The 15,320-nt window shown below is 60.4% G+C and carries 16 protein-coding genes; 8 read left to right on the plus strand and 8 right to left on the minus strand.

The window, feature by feature from the left end; genetic code table 11:
- The first annotated feature begins 155 nt into the window (after window positions 1-155).
- Together putP (Q2K57_RS01520) and putP (Q2K57_RS01525) are read left to right on the plus strand one after the other, a co-directional pair.
- Complete coding sequence (gene putP, locus Q2K57_RS01520) at window positions 156-1,646, plus strand: sodium/proline symporter PutP (protein WP_112054582.1); 1,491 nt, start codon at window positions 156-158, stop codon at window positions 1,644-1,646.
- Window positions 1,647-2,460: 814 nt separating this feature from the next.
- A complete protein-coding gene (gene putP, locus Q2K57_RS01525; protein WP_112054584.1) occupies window positions 2,461-3,939 on the plus strand; it encodes a sodium/proline symporter PutP in 1,479 nt (492 codons plus the stop codon).
- Window positions 3,940-4,073: 134 nt separating this feature from the next.
- Here putP (Q2K57_RS01525) and Q2K57_RS01530 read toward each other — a convergent pair whose 3' ends face one another.
- Window positions 4,074-4,364: a cyd operon YbgE family protein gene (locus Q2K57_RS01530; protein ID WP_112054585.1), complete on the minus strand. Its 291-nt coding sequence runs from the start codon at window positions 4,362-4,364 to the stop codon at window positions 4,074-4,076.
- Window positions 4,365-4,676: 312 nt separating this feature from the next.
- On the opposite strand from Q2K57_RS01530, the gene Q2K57_RS01535 reads away from it, so the two are divergent.
- Together Q2K57_RS01535 and brnQ are read left to right on the plus strand one after the other, a co-directional pair.
- On the plus strand, window positions 4,677-5,285 hold the full coding sequence (locus tag Q2K57_RS01535; protein WP_112054587.1) for an OmpW family protein: 609 nt from the start codon (window positions 4,677-4,679) through the stop codon (window positions 5,283-5,285).
- A gap of 178 nt (window positions 5,286-5,463) precedes the next feature.
- Window positions 5,464-6,798 carry a branched-chain amino acid transport system II carrier protein gene (gene brnQ / locus Q2K57_RS01540; RefSeq protein ID WP_220086249.1) on the plus strand — a complete coding sequence of 445 codons (1,335 nt, stop codon included), beginning with the start codon at window positions 5,464-5,466 and terminating at the stop codon, window positions 6,796-6,798.
- A 172-nt stretch (window positions 6,799-6,970) separates the two neighbouring features.
- Here brnQ and Q2K57_RS01545 read toward each other — a convergent pair whose 3' ends face one another.
- From Q2K57_RS01545 to Q2K57_RS01570, 6 genes are all read right to left on the minus strand, one after another.
- Entirely contained in the window at window positions 6,971-7,609 is a 639-nt protein-coding gene (locus Q2K57_RS01545; protein ID WP_112054588.1) for an OmpW family protein, read from the minus strand.
- Window positions 7,610-7,897: 288 nt separating this feature from the next.
- On the minus strand, window positions 7,898-8,398 hold the full coding sequence (locus tag Q2K57_RS01550; protein WP_112054591.1) for a gamma-glutamylcyclotransferase family protein: 501 nt from the start codon (window positions 8,396-8,398) through the stop codon (window positions 7,898-7,900).
- Between the two features lie 24 nt (window positions 8,399-8,422).
- Window positions 8,423-8,758: a YqcC family protein gene (locus Q2K57_RS01555; protein WP_112054593.1), complete on the minus strand. Its 336-nt coding sequence runs from the start codon at window positions 8,756-8,758 to the stop codon at window positions 8,423-8,425.
- A 72-nt stretch (window positions 8,759-8,830) separates the two neighbouring features.
- Window positions 8,831-9,586, minus strand: a complete 756-nt coding sequence (locus Q2K57_RS01560) for an amino acid ABC transporter ATP-binding protein (protein WP_112054595.1) — start codon at window positions 9,584-9,586, stop codon at window positions 8,831-8,833.
- Complete coding sequence (locus tag Q2K57_RS01565) at window positions 9,583-10,257, minus strand: amino acid ABC transporter permease (RefSeq protein WP_112054597.1); 675 nt, start codon at window positions 10,255-10,257, stop codon at window positions 9,583-9,585. Before Q2K57_RS01565 ends, Q2K57_RS01560 begins: the two co-directional genes overlap by 4 nt.
- Window positions 10,258-10,269: 12 nt before the next feature.
- A complete protein-coding gene (locus Q2K57_RS01570) occupies window positions 10,270-11,019 on the minus strand; it encodes an amino acid ABC transporter substrate-binding protein (RefSeq protein WP_112054598.1) in 750 nt (249 codons plus the stop codon).
- Window positions 11,020-11,497: 478 nt separating this feature from the next.
- Between Q2K57_RS01570 and Q2K57_RS01575 the strand changes: the two genes are divergently transcribed.
- From Q2K57_RS01575 to Q2K57_RS01590, 4 genes are all read left to right on the plus strand, one after another.
- Window positions 11,498-12,553, plus strand: coding sequence for a DUF3549 family protein (locus tag Q2K57_RS01575; RefSeq protein ID WP_112054600.1), 1,056 nt, complete (start codon window positions 11,498-11,500; stop codon window positions 12,551-12,553).
- 12 nt (window positions 12,554-12,565) lie between these two features.
- Window positions 12,566-13,003 (plus strand): RimK/LysX family protein, encoded by a 438-nt coding sequence (locus tag Q2K57_RS01580; protein ID WP_112054601.1) that lies wholly within the window; start codon window positions 12,566-12,568, stop codon window positions 13,001-13,003.
- A 22-nt stretch (window positions 13,004-13,025) separates the two neighbouring features.
- Entirely contained in the window at window positions 13,026-13,934 is a 909-nt protein-coding gene (gene rimK / locus Q2K57_RS01585; RefSeq protein ID WP_112054603.1) for a 30S ribosomal protein S6--L-glutamate ligase, read from the plus strand.
- Window positions 13,935-14,039: 105 nt separating this feature from the next.
- A complete protein-coding gene (locus Q2K57_RS01590; RefSeq protein ID WP_112054605.1) occupies window positions 14,040-14,480 on the plus strand; it encodes a hypothetical protein in 441 nt (146 codons plus the stop codon).
- Here Q2K57_RS01590 and Q2K57_RS01595 read toward each other — a convergent pair.
- Window positions 14,407-15,306, minus strand: coding sequence for a vancomycin high temperature exclusion protein (locus Q2K57_RS01595; protein WP_258396073.1), 900 nt, complete (start codon window positions 15,304-15,306; stop codon window positions 14,407-14,409). The genes Q2K57_RS01590 and Q2K57_RS01595 overlap by 74 nt on opposite strands.
- Window positions 15,307-15,320: the final 14 nt, after the last annotated feature.

Here is a 15,320-nt window from a genome sequence, read left to right on the forward strand (position 1 = left end):
GAAAAAACCTAGCCCCCAGCTTTACCTTCGCGCTCTACCTGAAGCAGGTGAAGAGAAAAGAGTTACAAAAACAATGCGTGCCACTACCGGATTCTGCACGGTAAACGCACTAACCGGTCGGAACGAGTTCCGCCCTAATAAATTGGAGATGTTCCATGGCTATTGGTGTTTGGATCAGCCTATTTGTTTACTTTGCGCTCATGGTTGCCATCGGCATCTATGCGATGCGCAAAGCCACGTCGTCGTCTGAAGACTACATGCTAGGTGGACGATCTCTCAGTCCAAAGGTAGCGGCCCTATCGGCCGGTGCATCGGACATGAGCGGTTGGTTGCTCCTGGGTCTGCCCGGTGCGCTGTTTGCATCTGGCCTGGGTTCTGCCTGGATCGGTATCGGCCTGCTTGTTGGCGCGTTCTTCAACTGGACACTGGTCGCACCACGCCTTCGTGAACAGACGGTTCACTATGGCAATGCGATTACCATTCCGTCTTTCCTGGCCAACCGGTTCCCGACTCAGGCGATGTCGCTGAGAACGGTATCCGCTATCGTCATCGTGATCTTCTTCGCGGTTTATACAGCGTCAGGCCTGGTGGCAGGCGGCAAGCTGTTTGAAAGCGCGTTCTCCGGGATCTTCAACTTCGGTGGTCTAAGCGACTACGCCGTAGGTATCGTCATCACCTTGGGCGTGGTACTTGCCTACACGGTGGTCGGTGGCTTCCTGGCCGTGAGCATGACGGACTTCGTGCAAGGCTGCATCATGATGCTGGCCCTGGTGATCATGCCGGCGGTAGTGCTCTTTGGCGAAGGCGGCGGCGGTTTCGCCCAGGCGTCACAGACGCTGAATGAAGTCGATCCCACGCTGTTATCCTGGACCAACGGGCTGACCTTTATCGGTTGGCTGTCTGCGGTTACCTGGGGTCTGGGTTATTTCGGTCAGCCGCACATCATCGTGCGCTTCATGGCTATCCGGACGCTGAAGGAAGTGCCAGTTGCCCGTAACATCGGTATGGGCTGGATGGCTATCTCCCTGATCGGCGCGGTCTCACTGGGTATTTTCGGCCGCGCTTATGCGGTTCGCAATGGCTTGAACATTGAAGATCCAGAAACCATCTTCATCGTTCTGTCGAACCTGCTGTTCCATCCGCTGATCACTGGCTTCCTCTATGCAGCACTGCTGGCAGCGATCATGAGCACCATCTCCAGTCAGCTGCTGGTGTCCTCATCCTCACTGACCGAGGACTTCTATCGCCTGTTCCTGCGTAAAGAAGCCAGCGATCGTGAGTGTGTGAATGTTGGCCGCATCTGCGTAGTACTGGTTGGCCTGGTTGCTGCCGTCATTGCCTCTGATCCCAACTCTCAGGTTCTGGGACTGGTCAGTAATGCCTGGGCAGGCTTCGGCTCGGCGTTTGGTCCTTTGATCATTCTGTCGCTGATGTGGCAGCGTACTAACGGCGCTGGTGCCATTGCGGGCATGGTGGTCGGTGCTCTCACCGTCATTATCTGGATCTCTCTGGGCTGGAATGGATCGTTCATGGGTGGCCCGGGTGTGTACGAGATCATTCCTGGCTTCATCGCTTCCATGATTGCCATTCTGGTGGTGAGCAGCGTTACTGCTGATGCAGGCGAATATCAGCACATCACTCGCTAAGAGCGCGCGCATGACGCTCTCAACGTAGTGAAAGGCGTAGTAACAAGCGAGTAACAAGCGTAGTGAAAGGGCTCCTGAGGGGGCCCTTTTTATTATCTGCTGATACCAGGCCAACAGGACCCGGCTGGCGGCCACCATCGCCAGCGTAATGCCCTCCCCCAGTTTTCGCTTTTTGACTCATGTTGACCCGAGTCGCCATCAAGTGCCCGGCGTCCTTGCCGGCTGCCAACGCCAGCCCCTACCTGGTCGTTGCGCACAAAGACCGCCAGTGTTGCCACGGTGAATGGGCAAGTGATCGAGCAGTTACGCGCGCCGAGCTTGCGCAGATCTACCTTGAGCATGTGATACCGAACAGCGATGCATAGCCCCCTCATTCCGACCTGAATGAAGCGGCCATAAACCCTATGATATTCATCGTCAGATAGATGCCCGGGCCGAATCCTTCCTGGGAGTAAATTCGGGCAAGCAATGTAGACGTAAATCGTAATATCATTGGCGCCGTCGTCAGCGTTCGGCCCTTCGATGGTCAGGGTCTATCAGGCACCGCTCTCATGCGGGTGGCCCCATCTATCTGCTGCGTTTCGTCTTTTTCGCTTCGTCCCAGAGATAACCCTGACCATCAATACCGCCGCGTTCGACGGCACCGCGTCGCTATTCGCTATGGGTGATGAGTCACTCATTACGAATGGTCTGCCAAGCAGGATAGTAACGCTCCGCTTGGCGGGTACGTACGAAAAGGCCTTGCCTTTCTTTTATAAGAAAAGCAGGGCCCTTTCGGCGTTTGACAACCATAACCGCAGAAGGACGACTCAACATGGTTGAAAACAACCTGACCATCGGCTTTACCTTCGCGCTCTATCTGGTGGTGATGCTCGGCATCGGCGTCATCGCTTATAAGCGCACGACCAACCTCTCCGACTACATTCTTGGCGGTCGTTCTCTTGGGCCCTGGACGTCAGCTATTTCGGCCGGCGCCTCCGACATGTCCGGCTGGCTGCTGCTTGGCCTGCCGGGCGCAGCCTATGTCAGCGGCCTTTCTGCTGGCTGGATCGGCATCGGTCTGCTCGCAGGCACCTGGCTGAACTGGCTGATCGTGGCCCGCCGCATGCGCGTCTACAGCTTCAAGTCTGGCGACGCCCTGACCCTGCCGGAGTTCTTCGCCAACCGCTTCCGCGACAAGACTCAGCTGCTACGTGTGGTATCAGCGATCTTCATCCTGATGTTCTTCATGTTCTACACCAGCTCCGGCCTGGTCGCCGGCGGCAAGCTGTTCGAAACTGTCTTCGGCCTCGATTACACCCTGGCAGTGACAGTCGGCACCCTGGCAATCATCTCCTACACCTTCTTCGGCGGTTTCCTGGCGGTGTCCTGGACCGACTTGATCCAAGGCCTGATGATGGCTGCCGCCCTGCTGATCGTACCGGTCATCGCCCTGTCCGAGCTCGGTGGTTTCAGCGGCAGTAGCGCCCAGATCCTCGCCGAAAATGGTGACATGCTGAAATGGTTCACCGATGCCAACACCGGCGAGTCCCTGACCGCTATCGGCATCATCAGCTCCATGGCATGGGGCCTGGGTTATTTCGGTCAGCCGCATATCCTAGCGCGCTTTGCCGCCATCCGCAGCCCGAACGACATCCCGGCCGCACGTCGCATCGCCGTGTCCTGGTCGGCGCTCTGCCTGATCTGTGCCATGGGTGTTGGCCTGCTGGGCACCGTCTACATGGCCCGCGACCTGGGTGACGGCGAGACCATCTTCATGATCATGGTCAATGCTATCTTCCATCCGGTCATCGCCGGCGTGCTGCTGGCCGCGATCCTGGCAGCCGTGATGTCCACCGCCGACTCCCAACTGCTGGTCTCTTCCTCAGCCCTGACCGATGACTTCTACAAAGCCATGATCCGTAAGGATGCCTCTCAGAGTGAACTGGTCTGGGTGGGGCGCTTCGCGGTCATCGGCATCGCCGTCATTGCCTACCTGCTGGCCCTGAACCCGGACTCTTCCGTGCTGGGACTGGTGTCCTACGCCTGGGCGGGCTTCGGCGCGGCCTTCGGCCCGGCGCTGATCATGGCCCTGTTCTGGCGTCGCATGAACACCTGGGGCGCCCTGGCCGGCATCTTGGTCGGTGGTGTGACCGTAGTGGCCTGGGCTCAGATCTCCGGCGGCATCTTCGATCTTTACGAAATCGTGCCGGGCGTGATCTTCGCCTACATCGCCATCGTTGTGGTCTCACTGATCACCGGTGAGCCGACTGCCGAGATCACCGAGGAGTTCGACTCCATCAAGGAAGGTTGAACCTTTTCCATCTCGAGCAAGTTTCGGTTCAGAGCTAGAACTGCGGGGGCGCCCATTGGCGCCCCCGCTGCGTTTCATGCCTTCACGAACCTAGCTGGCTGACGCCTGACCAGCTTGCTGACCCAGTCCACCGCTCAGGCCGCCGTCATTCGGCCAAGCACGAATAGCGCAAAAACCACCAGCCCCCACCAGCAGGCGGGCGCTGACATCAACTGACGAAGCCAACGACGAGGCGCTGTCACCCCCACCCCGTGCATGAAACCTGCCCCTATTGCCCATAGCCCCAGCAGCACCATCGGCAGGCGCCATCCCCAGGACAAGTCGCTGAGCGCCTCAGGCCGCCACAGCAGCGCCACCGAGAGAACCGACGACAGCACCAGGCCGGCAAAGGGCAGCCAAACCTGCCGTAACATGCGTGAATTCATATGTCCTCCTTGCCGACTCGCCGTTATCAAGCAGCGTCTCTCTGATAGCCAGTCAAGACCAATTCAGATGACTTGGCGAATCATCATCGCTCACATGGCTGCATCACCTTTACACATCCTATACAGAATCATGCCTTTGATAAGAGGCCATTAACCTCATACCCTCCATATTCTGGGGCAATCATAACTATCAGCGTGATTGGAAAAATCTTGATGCCAAAGGAAACACTGTTTCCTATACTGCTCTTGTCAAACTAGGAGCCGGCCAGCGACCGCTAGCGTCGATCCACTAGAAGCAACCAGGAGGCTTACATGAACAAGGCAACTCTTTTTTCCGCAGCTGTTATCGCCACCAGCGGCTTGATGGCTACCCAGACGGCTATGGCCTATCAGGCTGGTGATATCTTCGTGCGCGGCGGTGTCGCTCAAGTCGAGCCCACTTCCGACAACGGCAACCTCAACGGGGCTGAGCTCGATGTATCCGACGAGCGTGGTTTCACCTATGGCTTTGGCTATCTGTTGACCGACAAGGTTGGCGTCGAGCTCAACAGCAGCGAGCCCTTCGAGCACGACCTGAGCCTAGGTGGAAAAGGCATCGGCAGCGTGGATCGCACCCCGGTCAACCTGCTGGCGAACTACTACCCGCTGGGCGGTACTAGGGGCAAGGTACAGCCCTACGTCGGGGTCGGGGTCAACTACACCACCTACTCCGATGAAGAGCTGAGTGGCCTGAATATCGATGACTCCTGGGGTGCGATAGGCCAGGTCGGCGTCGATCTCGCCCTCACTGACTATCTGCTGCTCAATGGCTCGGTGAGCTATTCCGATGTCGAAGCCGACGCCAGCCTGAATGGCAATGGCATCGGTACCGCGGATATCGATCCGGTAACCATCGGCGGCGGCATCACCCTGCGCTTCTAATGAATGGCATCTAGCAACACGCTTCTGATCAGGCACTGCTGATCAAGAGTAGAAGCATCTAACGCCGGGCCCTTGGCCCGGCGTTTTTTTTGCTGCGAGCAAGCGCATCGACGATAATATTGCGCCGAAAATCTCATGTTCTTTCCAACGTTCCACTATCAACTCGCAGGTATTCTCCGTGAAAACGCGTCTTTCCGGTTTCGAGGTGCTCGCGCTGGGCTTCATGACCTTCGCTCTGTTCCTCGGGGCCGGCAACATCATCTTCCCGCCGCAAGTCGGCCAGGGTGCCGGAATCGCCTTCTGGCCCGCGGCACTGGGCTTTCTGGTCACTGGCGTCGGCCTGCCATTGCTAGGCATCGTGGCTGTGGCCATCGTCGGCGGCGGTCTGGACCGACTGACCTCGCCACTACCCAAGGTGGCAGCAATGCTCTTCGGCCTGGGCATCTATCTGTCGATCGGCCCGCTGTTCGCATTGCCCCGTACCGGCACCGTGGCCTTCGAGATGGGCATGCGCCCCTTCATCGACTCCGCTCCAAGCACCGGCCTGGCCATTCACTCGGTGCTTTTCTTTGGCCTCGCCACCTTGCTGGCGTTGTCGCCCGGCCGGCTGGTCGATGTGATCGGCAAGTGGATCACCCCCCTGCTGATATTCCTGCTGATGGTGATCGCCGCCGCCACCTTGCTCTTTCCTCAGGGGCCGCTGGGGCCGATCAGCGAGTCCTGGGTCGATGCGCCCTTCGCTCAGGGTTTTGAAAACGGTTACCTGACCATGGACACCCTGGCCTCGCTGGTCTTCGGCATCCTGATCGTCAGCGCTATCCGCGAGCGCGGCATCGAGGATCGCCGCACCCTGATGCGCTACACCCTGATGACCGGTGTGATCGCCGCGACCTGCCTGGCCGCGGTCTATCTGCCCCTGGCCTACATGGGCGCCACCAGCCATGAGGTAGCGGCCGGTGCCGACAACGGCACACTGATTCCCACCTATGTGCAGGCGCTGTTCGGCCCGGCCGGCCCAGTGTTGCTGGCAGTGATCATCACCTTGGCCTGTCTGACCACGGCGGTTGGCCTGCTGACCTCCTGCGGCGAGTACTTCCATCGTCTCTTCCCGCGTCTACCCTACCGAGTGATGGTCATCGTCATGGGCGCCTTTTCCGCCCTGGTGGCCAACCAGGGGTTGGATAGCCTGATCCGCGTCTCGGTGCCGGTACTGGTGGCCCTCTACCCACCGGCCATCGCCCTGATAGCTCTGTCTATGCTGCGCAGGCAGTTGGCGGACGCGCCGCGGGTCTTCTCCTGCACGATGGGGCTGACCTTCGCCGCCAGTCTGCTGGACGGCCTGGCCGCCAGCGGCATCGAGACACTGGTGAAGCCAGCAAGCACCCTGCAGGCCATGCTGCCACTAGGCGAGACAAGTTTCGGCTGGGTGCTGCCGGCCGCCGCTGGCCTGCTGCTGGGCCTGGCCATTAGTCGCCGCAGCGGCGTCTCGCTGGACCCGGCACTCGCCGACTGAGACCACCAAGGGGGCCCTTAGGGGCATGCGACATGCCGGAGCACTAAAAGCGCCAGAGCACTCAAGGTGCCCAACGCAAGACGCCCGCTTCCCATCGGAAGCGGGCGTCGTCGTTTAGGCGGCTCATTCAGGTGAGTCGTTCAGGCGATTCTTGCAGACAACCGCATGTGGCTCAGAAGCGGTAGCTCAGGCCCGCCATCACCACCACCGGGTCGATCTCGACGGTGCCGGCATCGCTGCCGCCAACCTTGGCATCGGTATCGATGTCCAGATACCAGGCCGCCGCATTGAGCGCCCAATGATCATCGATCACCAGATCGACCCCGACCTGACCCGCGGCCCCCCAGGAATCATCGAGCTCCAGGGTTGAGCCATCGACCTTTTCATCGGTGAAGGTGGTGTAATTGACGCCCAGTCCGGCATAAGGCTGCACGCGTGCCTGGGTGCCGCCCAGCGGATAGTACTGCAGGGTCAAGGTCGGCGGCAGGTGCTTGGTAGAGGCCTGGTTGGCACCATTCAGCTCAATGTCGTGTTCGAAGCGCTGAGCGGCAAGGAGCTCGACACCCAGCTTGTCGGTAAACCGATAGCCCAGGGTGAAGGCGGCCGCACTGTCGCTCTGCACGTCCACGTCAATGGCACCGTTGGAGAGGGTGCCGTTGTCGCTCTTCGGCGTGACCTTGGCCACGCCGAAGCGGGTGAAGATATCCCCGACGCCATACTGGGAACCGGCAGCGAGTGCATCGCTTGAATGGACAGCGCTGGCAGCGACCAGGCCAGTGGCGAGAACAGCAGTGAGGACAGAATAACGCATGACTCGATTCCTTTTGATGTCGAGGCAGCCATGGCTGCCGAAAAAGACATCCCGAGTCTACTCAGCGAGAAAGGGGCAAATATTGATTCAGCGCAAGACCGGAAGGCTCACCGCCCGGCCTGCGACAATACACCCCGTCATCAGCGCCAGCGCCACGGCCTCAACGGTTATCGAAGAAAATGAAGCCAGTGGAATGGTTGAGCAACATCAGCGCGCAGCCAGTAACAACACCGAGTAAAACACCCAGTGAGAAGCGCCAATGACTAAGCTAGTAAGCATTAGGTGAACTCAGCGCGGCGTGTGCCGGTGCAGGCCAAGGGCCGCCAGGCTTTCATCGTCGAGTTCCTCAACGACCTCGACCCGTGCCAGCTCAGCGTGGTACTGCGCCGACAGGAAGGCCTCACCCGCCAACAGGTGAGCAAGATACTCCCTCGCCGGCCGCAACGACTCAGCGGTGCGCTCTGGCTGGGCGACGTACACCCACGCTTCGATGGGGCCTTCGTCGGTGAGCACGGATTCACGTACCCGGGTGTAATCGTGAGGATGCCCTTCGAAAGGATCCATCAGCGTGATCTGGTCGGGATGGGTCAGCTCGAAGAGCGCCCCCTCGACCCGCTGCCCCCGGGCCGGATGGACGTTGGCATGCGCAATCCCCGGCACCTTGGATGCCTTGTCGAAGCTCAGCCGATAATCATCCAGCACCCCGGCCAGGGCACGCCGGGTCTCGCCGATCCGCGCATCGACTCGTGCCACGTTCATGTTGCTGCCATAGGCAAAGTAATAGGGCATGCGGTTCTCCTGGCTTTAGCGACCTCAGGAGGCCTCGTTGATCACCTGATCGACTTCCTCGATGGCCTTGACCACTAACAGGCGATCACCGGCACGCGCCTGCTCCTGCTTGAGATACACATCGGCCGCCGGTGCCACATTGCAGCTGGCGGGCAGTGCCGCTTGCGCTGCAATCATGGCATCGAGGCGGGCGATGAACACGAAGCGCAGCCACTGGGGCAGTGACATGCTGTCGACACAGAACGGCTGCTGGCTGGCCATCGCTTCGGTTGAGGGTTCTTCCACCCGCCACAGGTCTGAGGCCTTGAGGGTTGCTTCCAGACGGCGAACCGCCTCGTCGAGTTGCTGGTGAACGCTCATAGTCTCTCCCCAATCAAAACCAAAACAGGCCATTATCCCGGGCAAGCCTCGGCTTGGCCAGTCGTTGCTGGCTTAGCCCTCCAGTGGCGCCTGATTTGCCAGCACCTTGCGCAGAAAGTCCCGGGTGCGTGGATCACGAGGCGCCGAGAACAGTTCAGAGGGCGGCCCCTGTTCGACAATGCGTCCACCCTCCATAAAGATCACTCGATCGGCCACGTCGCGGGCAAACGCCATCTCGTGAGTCACCACCAGCATGGTCTGACGTTCCTCGGCCAGCTGTTTCATCAGTCCCAACACCTCCTCGACCCATTCCGGGTCCAGCGACGAGGTCGGTTCATCGAACAGGATCACCTCGGCCTGGGCCGCCATGGCGCGCCCTATGCCGACACGCTGCTGTTGTCCACCTGAGAGCGAGGCCGGATAGGCATCCGCCTTGTCGGCAAGACCGATACGCTCGAGAATTTCCCGTCCGCGAGCATGTGCCTTGGCCTTGGGCCAGTGATTGACCACGATCAGGCCTTCGGTGATGTTCTCAAGCGCCGTCTTGTTGGCGAACAGGGCATAGTTCTGGAACACAAAGGCAGTGGCGCGACGCAGCGCCAGGATATCCGCCTTGCGCGGGCGGGCGGCATTAACGTCGAGGTTGCCGATACGAATCCGCCCAGCATCCGGCCGTTCGAGAAAATTCAGACAGCGCAGCAGGGTCGACTTTCCCGTACCGGACGGGCCGATCACCACGATGATTTCACCCTGCTGAATTTTCAGGTCGATGCCGTTGAGCACGACGCTGTCCTGAAAGTGTTTGATCAGTCCTTCTACCACCATCATCGTTGATAGGCCTCGTTGAATCTTGCCTCAAGGCGCCGCTGCAGCCAGGCCAGCAGCTCGACTATCCCCCAGTAGATAACAGCGACCGTAATGAAGGCTTCAAAGTAGAGGAAGCTACCTGCGGCCTCCTTTTGGGTGGCCCCCATCAGCTCCGTCACGCCCAGGGTAAAGGCCAGCGAAGTGGCCTTGATCATGTCGATGAAATAGTTCATCAACGTCGGTACTGCGATGCGGGTAGCCTGGGGCAGCACGATGCGCCGCATCAGTTGCGCATTGGTCATGCCGATCGACAGCGCCGCCTCGGTCTGACTGCGGTCCACGCCGACGATGGCGGCACGGATTGATTCCGCCATGTACGCAGAGAAGTGCAAGGTCAGACCAAGAATGGTCGCGGTAATGCCATTGATCTCGGTCAGCGCACTAAACAACTGGGGCAACCCGTAATAGAACAGGAACAGCTGGACCAGCAGTGGCGTGCCGCGGAAGAACGAGATGAACAGCAGCGTGGCCGCATTCAAGCCGGGAATCGCCAGCACCCGGACCACGGCCAGCAGACAGGCCAGCACCAGGGCCAGCACCATGCCGGCCCCGGCCATTTCCAAGGTCAGTGGCAGATAGCTCAGCAGGATCGGCACCAGCCCAAGCATGTAATCAACGTCGAGCACACTCATCATGACTCCCGGTTACGGGCGGGTGATATCGGTGCCGAACCAGCGTTCGGAGATCGCGCTCAGCGTACCGTCGCTGCGCAACGTCGACAGCGCCGAGTTGACTCGATCACGCAGTTCGCCGTCGCCCTCCCGGAACGGCAGAGCATTGCGGATCTGGGAGAACGGCTGACCGGCGAGCGCCAGCGGTAGCGGTTTTTCCTTGATGACCTGGCTAGCACTGACCCGGTCCATGACAAAGGCATCGACCCGCCCCAACGCCGTGTCCTGCTCGATATTGCTTTCGTAGGTGCGAATGTCGATCTCGTCGGCATAAGGCAAGGCTTCGAGCAACGCTTCGTAATTGGAGCCCAGATTGACTGCCACCGACTTGCCGCGCAGGTCCTCGACGCCATGGATACTGTCATTGCCGCGCTTGACTACCACCTGGGCACCGTCATAGACGTAGGGCTCGGTGAAGCGGTACTTCGCCTCACGCTCATCGGTGATGGTGATCTGGTTGGCAATGGTATCGATGCGCCCGGACTCGAGCATGCCGAACAGGCCGGAGAAGTTGGCCGTCACAAACGTCACCTCGACGCCCATCTCCTTGGCGACGGCCTCCAGCACATCGACTTCAAAGCCCTTGAGCTCATCCTGTTCGACGAAGGTGAAGGGGAAATACCCGCCGGACATGCCGACCTTGAGAGGATCGTCGGCCTGGGCCAGCCCGGCAGTGGCGAGTGCAGCGGCACCCAGCAGAGAAAGAGTGAAGGAACGCAGCATGCGTGCTCTCCTGAATTGAGTTTAAAGAGATCATTAAGTAATAAGCCATTATAAAGCTTATTACCCTTTGGAACATAGGTCAGGTAAGGCTTACCTACTAGATTTTACTGCTACACCTAACGGCGAGGCGTCCTCTCTTCCTCCACCACTGCATCAACGACATCGCATCACCGACATCGCATCAACGACCCTGCATCAACGCCCCACCCCATGCCACATAGTGCTTCCCTTGTAAGGCAACGGCCATGCCGTGCAACTTCCCATCTCAGAGTGACATCTATTCGTCACGCTATTGTCATGCACAGAAACACTGAAAAGAACTGTGGATAACCATTGGACAAGCGCGGCTTACCGGGACGTCATGGGGCCTAGGGATGACTGGGTAATTTTTATACAACCCGCGGTTTCTCCCCAGCTCGGGACTGCCAAGGGAACCGGCATAAGTGATAGAGTGGCCGCTTGATTATGGGAAGGTGCCATGCAGCCAATTTTGACGCTTCACGACTTCTTCACGCGCAGCGGCGCCCAGGTTCGGCTCTATCATATGGGCCGGCGCTTGGCACCCTGTTCGCTCGACGAGCTGGCGGCCTTCGAGGCCCAACAGCAGCCTTGGCCGAGCCCCTGGCAGGGGCAGGCGCGACTGGCCTGCATATTCACGCTTGGCGATGCCGAAGAGCCGCTGATCTGGTTCCTGTCACTGCCACTGGACGAGCAGGGATATCTGGTGGCCGCTCCTCGGGATGCGTTCATCCAGCGTCTGCTCGAGACCCTAGGCCACAGCGTCTCGACGCTGGGCAAGGAGCACCAGGTAGACAACCTGATGAAAGACAACCCGCTGGCCTTCGCACCCTCGCTGCAGCTTCAGGCGATGCTGCACGCCCGCGCCAACCAGGATATGGATCGCCCGGGCAGCCAGTATCTCGAGTTCGCTGAAGACTACCTGACCGGCGCCCAGAGTGATGTTCCATCAGAGCACCAGGACGACCTTCAGGGCAATCAGTGGCAGGCGCTTGGCCTCCAGGGCCTGGCTGACTTCGCGACACGCCACGACACCGACCAGGCTCATGCCCTGGCCCAGCGGCTGCCAAGGCTGCCCAACGAAGTCCTGCATTCGCTGTGCTATTGCCTCGAGCATGTCAGCCTTGATGCCGCACTGATTCAGGCGCTGCGCGCACGCGGCGAGCAGGCGGCAAGCGCTGGTGACATAGAGACCTTCTGCGCCTGCGTGCGAGCGATGGGCGCAAGCCAGGATGACAGCGTCGGCGCCTGGTACGGCAAGCTGCTGGACGATTCGGCCGCCTGTGGCCCGGACCTGCTTGCGGCGATCGCCGCTCGCGGCTGGGAGCATCTGGAAGACGCCCAGCGCCTGCCGCGCTATCTCGAGCGCCTGGCCGAGCAGCCGTCGGTAGACTTCACCGCGATGGTCAAGGATCTGGCGTTGATTCCGCGGCTGCGCCTGCCGCTGCTGATGCAGTTGCGCGATGCGCCGCCCGACTCACCGGTCGGTCAACGGCTCGCCCACCTTCACCACTGACGCGGAGGGGTCATGAAAGCACTGCCCTATCAGGCCAAGGCGGTCATCGGTCGCCGAGAAATGGTCACGCTTCCGGAACTGGGGCTGACCCTTTGCTGCAAGGCCGACACCGGCGCCCGTACCTCGGCCCTGCATGCCGAGGACATAGAGACCTATGAGGAAGGTGGCCACGTCTGGGTCAGCTTCGTGACCCGGGGCGGCGGACCTGATAGCCCGGCCCACCCCGTGCGCCTGCACCTGCATGACCGTCGAATGGTGACCAGCTCCAACGGCCAGTCTGAATGGCGCTACGTGGTGCGCACGCGCTTGCAGATGGGTGAGCTCGACTTCATGGCGGAGTTGAGCCTGACGCACCGCGGCGATATGCGCCACCCGATGCTGCTCGGCCGTCGTGCCATGCGCCGCCTGCTGGTTGCGCCCGGCGCCGCCTTCCTTCACGGCGAGCCCTGACTTTTTTACAAGGACCCGATGCATGCATATCGCCCTGCTTTCCCGCAATCGCCACCTGTATTCCACCCGCCGCCTGATCGAGGCAGCGGAGCAGCGTGGCCATAGCATCCGGGTTGTCGATACCCTGCGCTGCTACATGAACATCACCTCGCACCGGCCCTCGATTCACTACAAGGGGGCGGAACTGGAACCGTTCGACGCTGTGATTCCGCGTATCGGTTCTTCAGTGACGTTCTATGGCTGCGCGGTGCTACGCCAGTTCGAGATGATGGGCACCTATGTGCTCAACGACAACGTGGCGATCACTCGCTCACGAGACAAGCTGCGCTCTCTGCAGCTACTGTCGCGAAAGGGTGTGGGTCTGCCTGTCACCGGCTTTGCTCACTCTCCCGATGACATCCCTGACCTGATTACCATGGTCAAAGGCGCCCCTCTGGTCATCAAGCTTCTGGAAGGCACCCAGGGCATCGGCGTGGTGCTGGCCGAGACCAACCAGGCGGCCGAGAGCGTGATCCAGGCCTTCATGGGCATGAAGGCCAACATCATGGTTCAGGAATACATCAAGGAAGCCAAGGGCGCCGATATCCGCTGCCTGGTGATTGGCGACAAGGTGATAGCCTCGATGAAGCGCCAGGCAGCGGAAGGCGAGTTTCGTTCCAATCTGCACCGGGGCGGTAGCGCCAGCGTGATCCGCATCACCCCGGAGGAACGCTCCACGGCGATCCGGGCCGCCAAGGCCATGGGCCTGCATGTGGCTGGGGTCGATTTGTTGCGCTCCAATCACGGGCCAGTGATCATGGAAGTCAACTCATCGCCAGGGCTTCAAGGCATCGAGACGGCCACCGGCAAGGACATCGCCGGTCAGATCATCGAGCACCTGGAAAAGCATGCCGCCCCGAAACTCAAGGCCCCGCCCAAGCCCAAGGGCTAGGGTGGCACTCTCGGGCTAGCCCGCCCGAGAGTTTTTTATCGCCCAGGGGTAGCAAAACACTGTTTCCCCACGCACAATCTGCGTCACCGGAGGAGGTGACTGCTCATGTTTCTCGATAATCGCCAAGTGGCGATGGACAGCTTGCTCGAAGCGCTGGCCGATAGCCTCGACTATTTCCAGGACAACATCGAACGCCTGCGTCCGTCGCTGCGCGAAGTACTGAAGCCGCACTACGAGGCGCGCAGCAAGGACATGCAAAAGCTGCAGACGCTGGCCAAGCGTCACCTCAACCTGTTGCCCAGAGACGCCGATGTCGAACGCGACGACTACATGTGGCTGTGGAGCCGGCTGAAGAGCTTCGTCGGCAACGATAGTCAGGTGCTGATCGGTGAGCTGCTCGAACAGGAACGCGTGCTGATGCAGGCCCTCGCCACGCTGCATACTCATCCGCTGCCCGACTCCATCGAGCCGGTCATGGAGCGCTGCTGGAAGGGCTGCCGTAAGCTGATTCGCGAGCTGTATCAGCTGCAGAAAGAGAACCGCTAGCCTCCCCTGCGCCTTCGGGCCCGCCCGCGGGGGACGTCACGTCAGCGTCGACTCCCCCTGACGTACTGTTCTGCCCTTCTTGCTCCTTCTCCTCCTGCAGGCTCTTTCCCTTTTGCAGATGCTGTGATACCGCCACCGCCTGCGCCGATACCCGTGGCGGCTTGGCAATCACCAGTGGCTCTTCGGGTCCCAGAAAGTAGGCTTCCCGCCCCCAGAGATACAGATCGCCGAGCGTGGCCAGTCGCGCCAGCCACTCCCGGGCGCGCAGCCGCCAGATACCGTCCGCCTCTTCTTCCTGCACCGCGCAGCCTTCGACCTTGAGCCCCAACGCATCGGCGATGAACATGGCCCTGGGCAGATGCCAGGCCTGACTGATCAGCAGCGCGCGCTCGACGTCGAAGACCGCCTGAGCGCGCACCAGGGTATCGAAAGTGCTGAAGCCCGCATAATCCAGCGTCATGTCGACATCACGCACGCGAAGAGCACGCAGCTCTCGCCACATGCTCACGGGCTCGTTGTAGTAGCGGGTGCGGTTATCGCCGGACAGCAGCAGATGATCGACGCGTCGGTCGCGCATCAAGCTAGCAGCGGCTTCGATCCGCGCCGCGAAATAGGGATTGCGCCCGCCCTGTCGGCTCCAAAGCGAGGTGCCGAAGACGATGCCTACCGGCGCTTCGACACACTGCGACAGCTGATGATCAATACGGCCTCGCGTGCGCTCGACCATCCACAGATTGGCCGCCACCCCAGCGATTACCAGGCATACCACCAGGGCGCCCAGCGTCATCAGGATGGCCCTGAGGCCCACCCCCCATTTCCGGTACATGCAAGCTTACCCTT

Origin of the sequence: Halomonas sp. I5-271120, assembly GCF_030553075.1 — a bacterium.
Lineage (GTDB): Bacteria > Pseudomonadota > Gammaproteobacteria > Pseudomonadales > Halomonadaceae > Onishia > Onishia taeanensis_A.

Bases quoted from the DNA above. Each gene is read 5' to 3' on its own strand.
- Q2K57_RS01550 (WP_112054591.1), bottom strand. From the start codon at position 8,398: ATGCCCTATTACTTTGCCTATGGCAGCAACATGAACGTGGCACGAGTC.
- Q2K57_RS01535 (WP_112054587.1), top strand. From the start codon at position 4,677: ATGAACAAGGCAACTCTTTTTTCCGCAGCTGTTATCGCCACCAGCGGC.
- Q2K57_RS01595 (WP_258396073.1), bottom strand. From the start codon at position 15,306: ATGTACCGGAAATGGGGGGTGGGCCTCAGGGCCATCCTGATGACGCTG.
- rimK (WP_112054603.1), top strand. From the start codon at position 13,026: ATGCATATCGCCCTGCTTTCCCGCAATCGCCACCTGTATTCCACCCGC.
- Q2K57_RS01545 (WP_112054588.1), bottom strand. From the start codon at position 7,609: ATGCGTTATTCTGTCCTCACTGCTGTTCTCGCCACTGGCCTGGTCGCT.
- Q2K57_RS01555 (WP_112054593.1), bottom strand. From the start codon at position 8,758: ATGAGCGTTCACCAGCAACTCGACGAGGCGGTTCGCCGTCTGGAAGCA.
- Q2K57_RS01590 (WP_112054605.1), top strand. From the start codon at position 14,040: ATGTTTCTCGATAATCGCCAAGTGGCGATGGACAGCTTGCTCGAAGCG.
- Q2K57_RS01560 (WP_112054595.1), bottom strand. From the start codon at position 9,586: ATGATGGTGGTAGAAGGACTGATCAAACACTTTCAGGACAGCGTCGTG.
- Q2K57_RS01570 (WP_112054598.1), bottom strand. From the start codon at position 11,019: ATGCTGCGTTCCTTCACTCTTTCTCTGCTGGGTGCCGCTGCACTCGCC.
- Q2K57_RS01575 (WP_112054600.1), top strand. From the start codon at position 11,498: ATGCAGCCAATTTTGACGCTTCACGACTTCTTCACGCGCAGCGGCGCC.
- Q2K57_RS01530 (WP_112054585.1), bottom strand. From the start codon at position 4,364: ATGAATTCACGCATGTTACGGCAGGTTTGGCTGCCCTTTGCCGGCCTG.
- Q2K57_RS01580 (WP_112054601.1), top strand. From the start codon at position 12,566: ATGAAAGCACTGCCCTATCAGGCCAAGGCGGTCATCGGTCGCCGAGAA.
- putP (WP_112054584.1), top strand. From the start codon at position 2,461: ATGGTTGAAAACAACCTGACCATCGGCTTTACCTTCGCGCTCTATCTG.
- Q2K57_RS01565 (WP_112054597.1), bottom strand. From the start codon at position 10,257: ATGAGTGTGCTCGACGTTGATTACATGCTTGGGCTGGTGCCGATCCTG.
- putP (WP_112054582.1), top strand. From the start codon at position 156: ATGGCTATTGGTGTTTGGATCAGCCTATTTGTTTACTTTGCGCTCATG.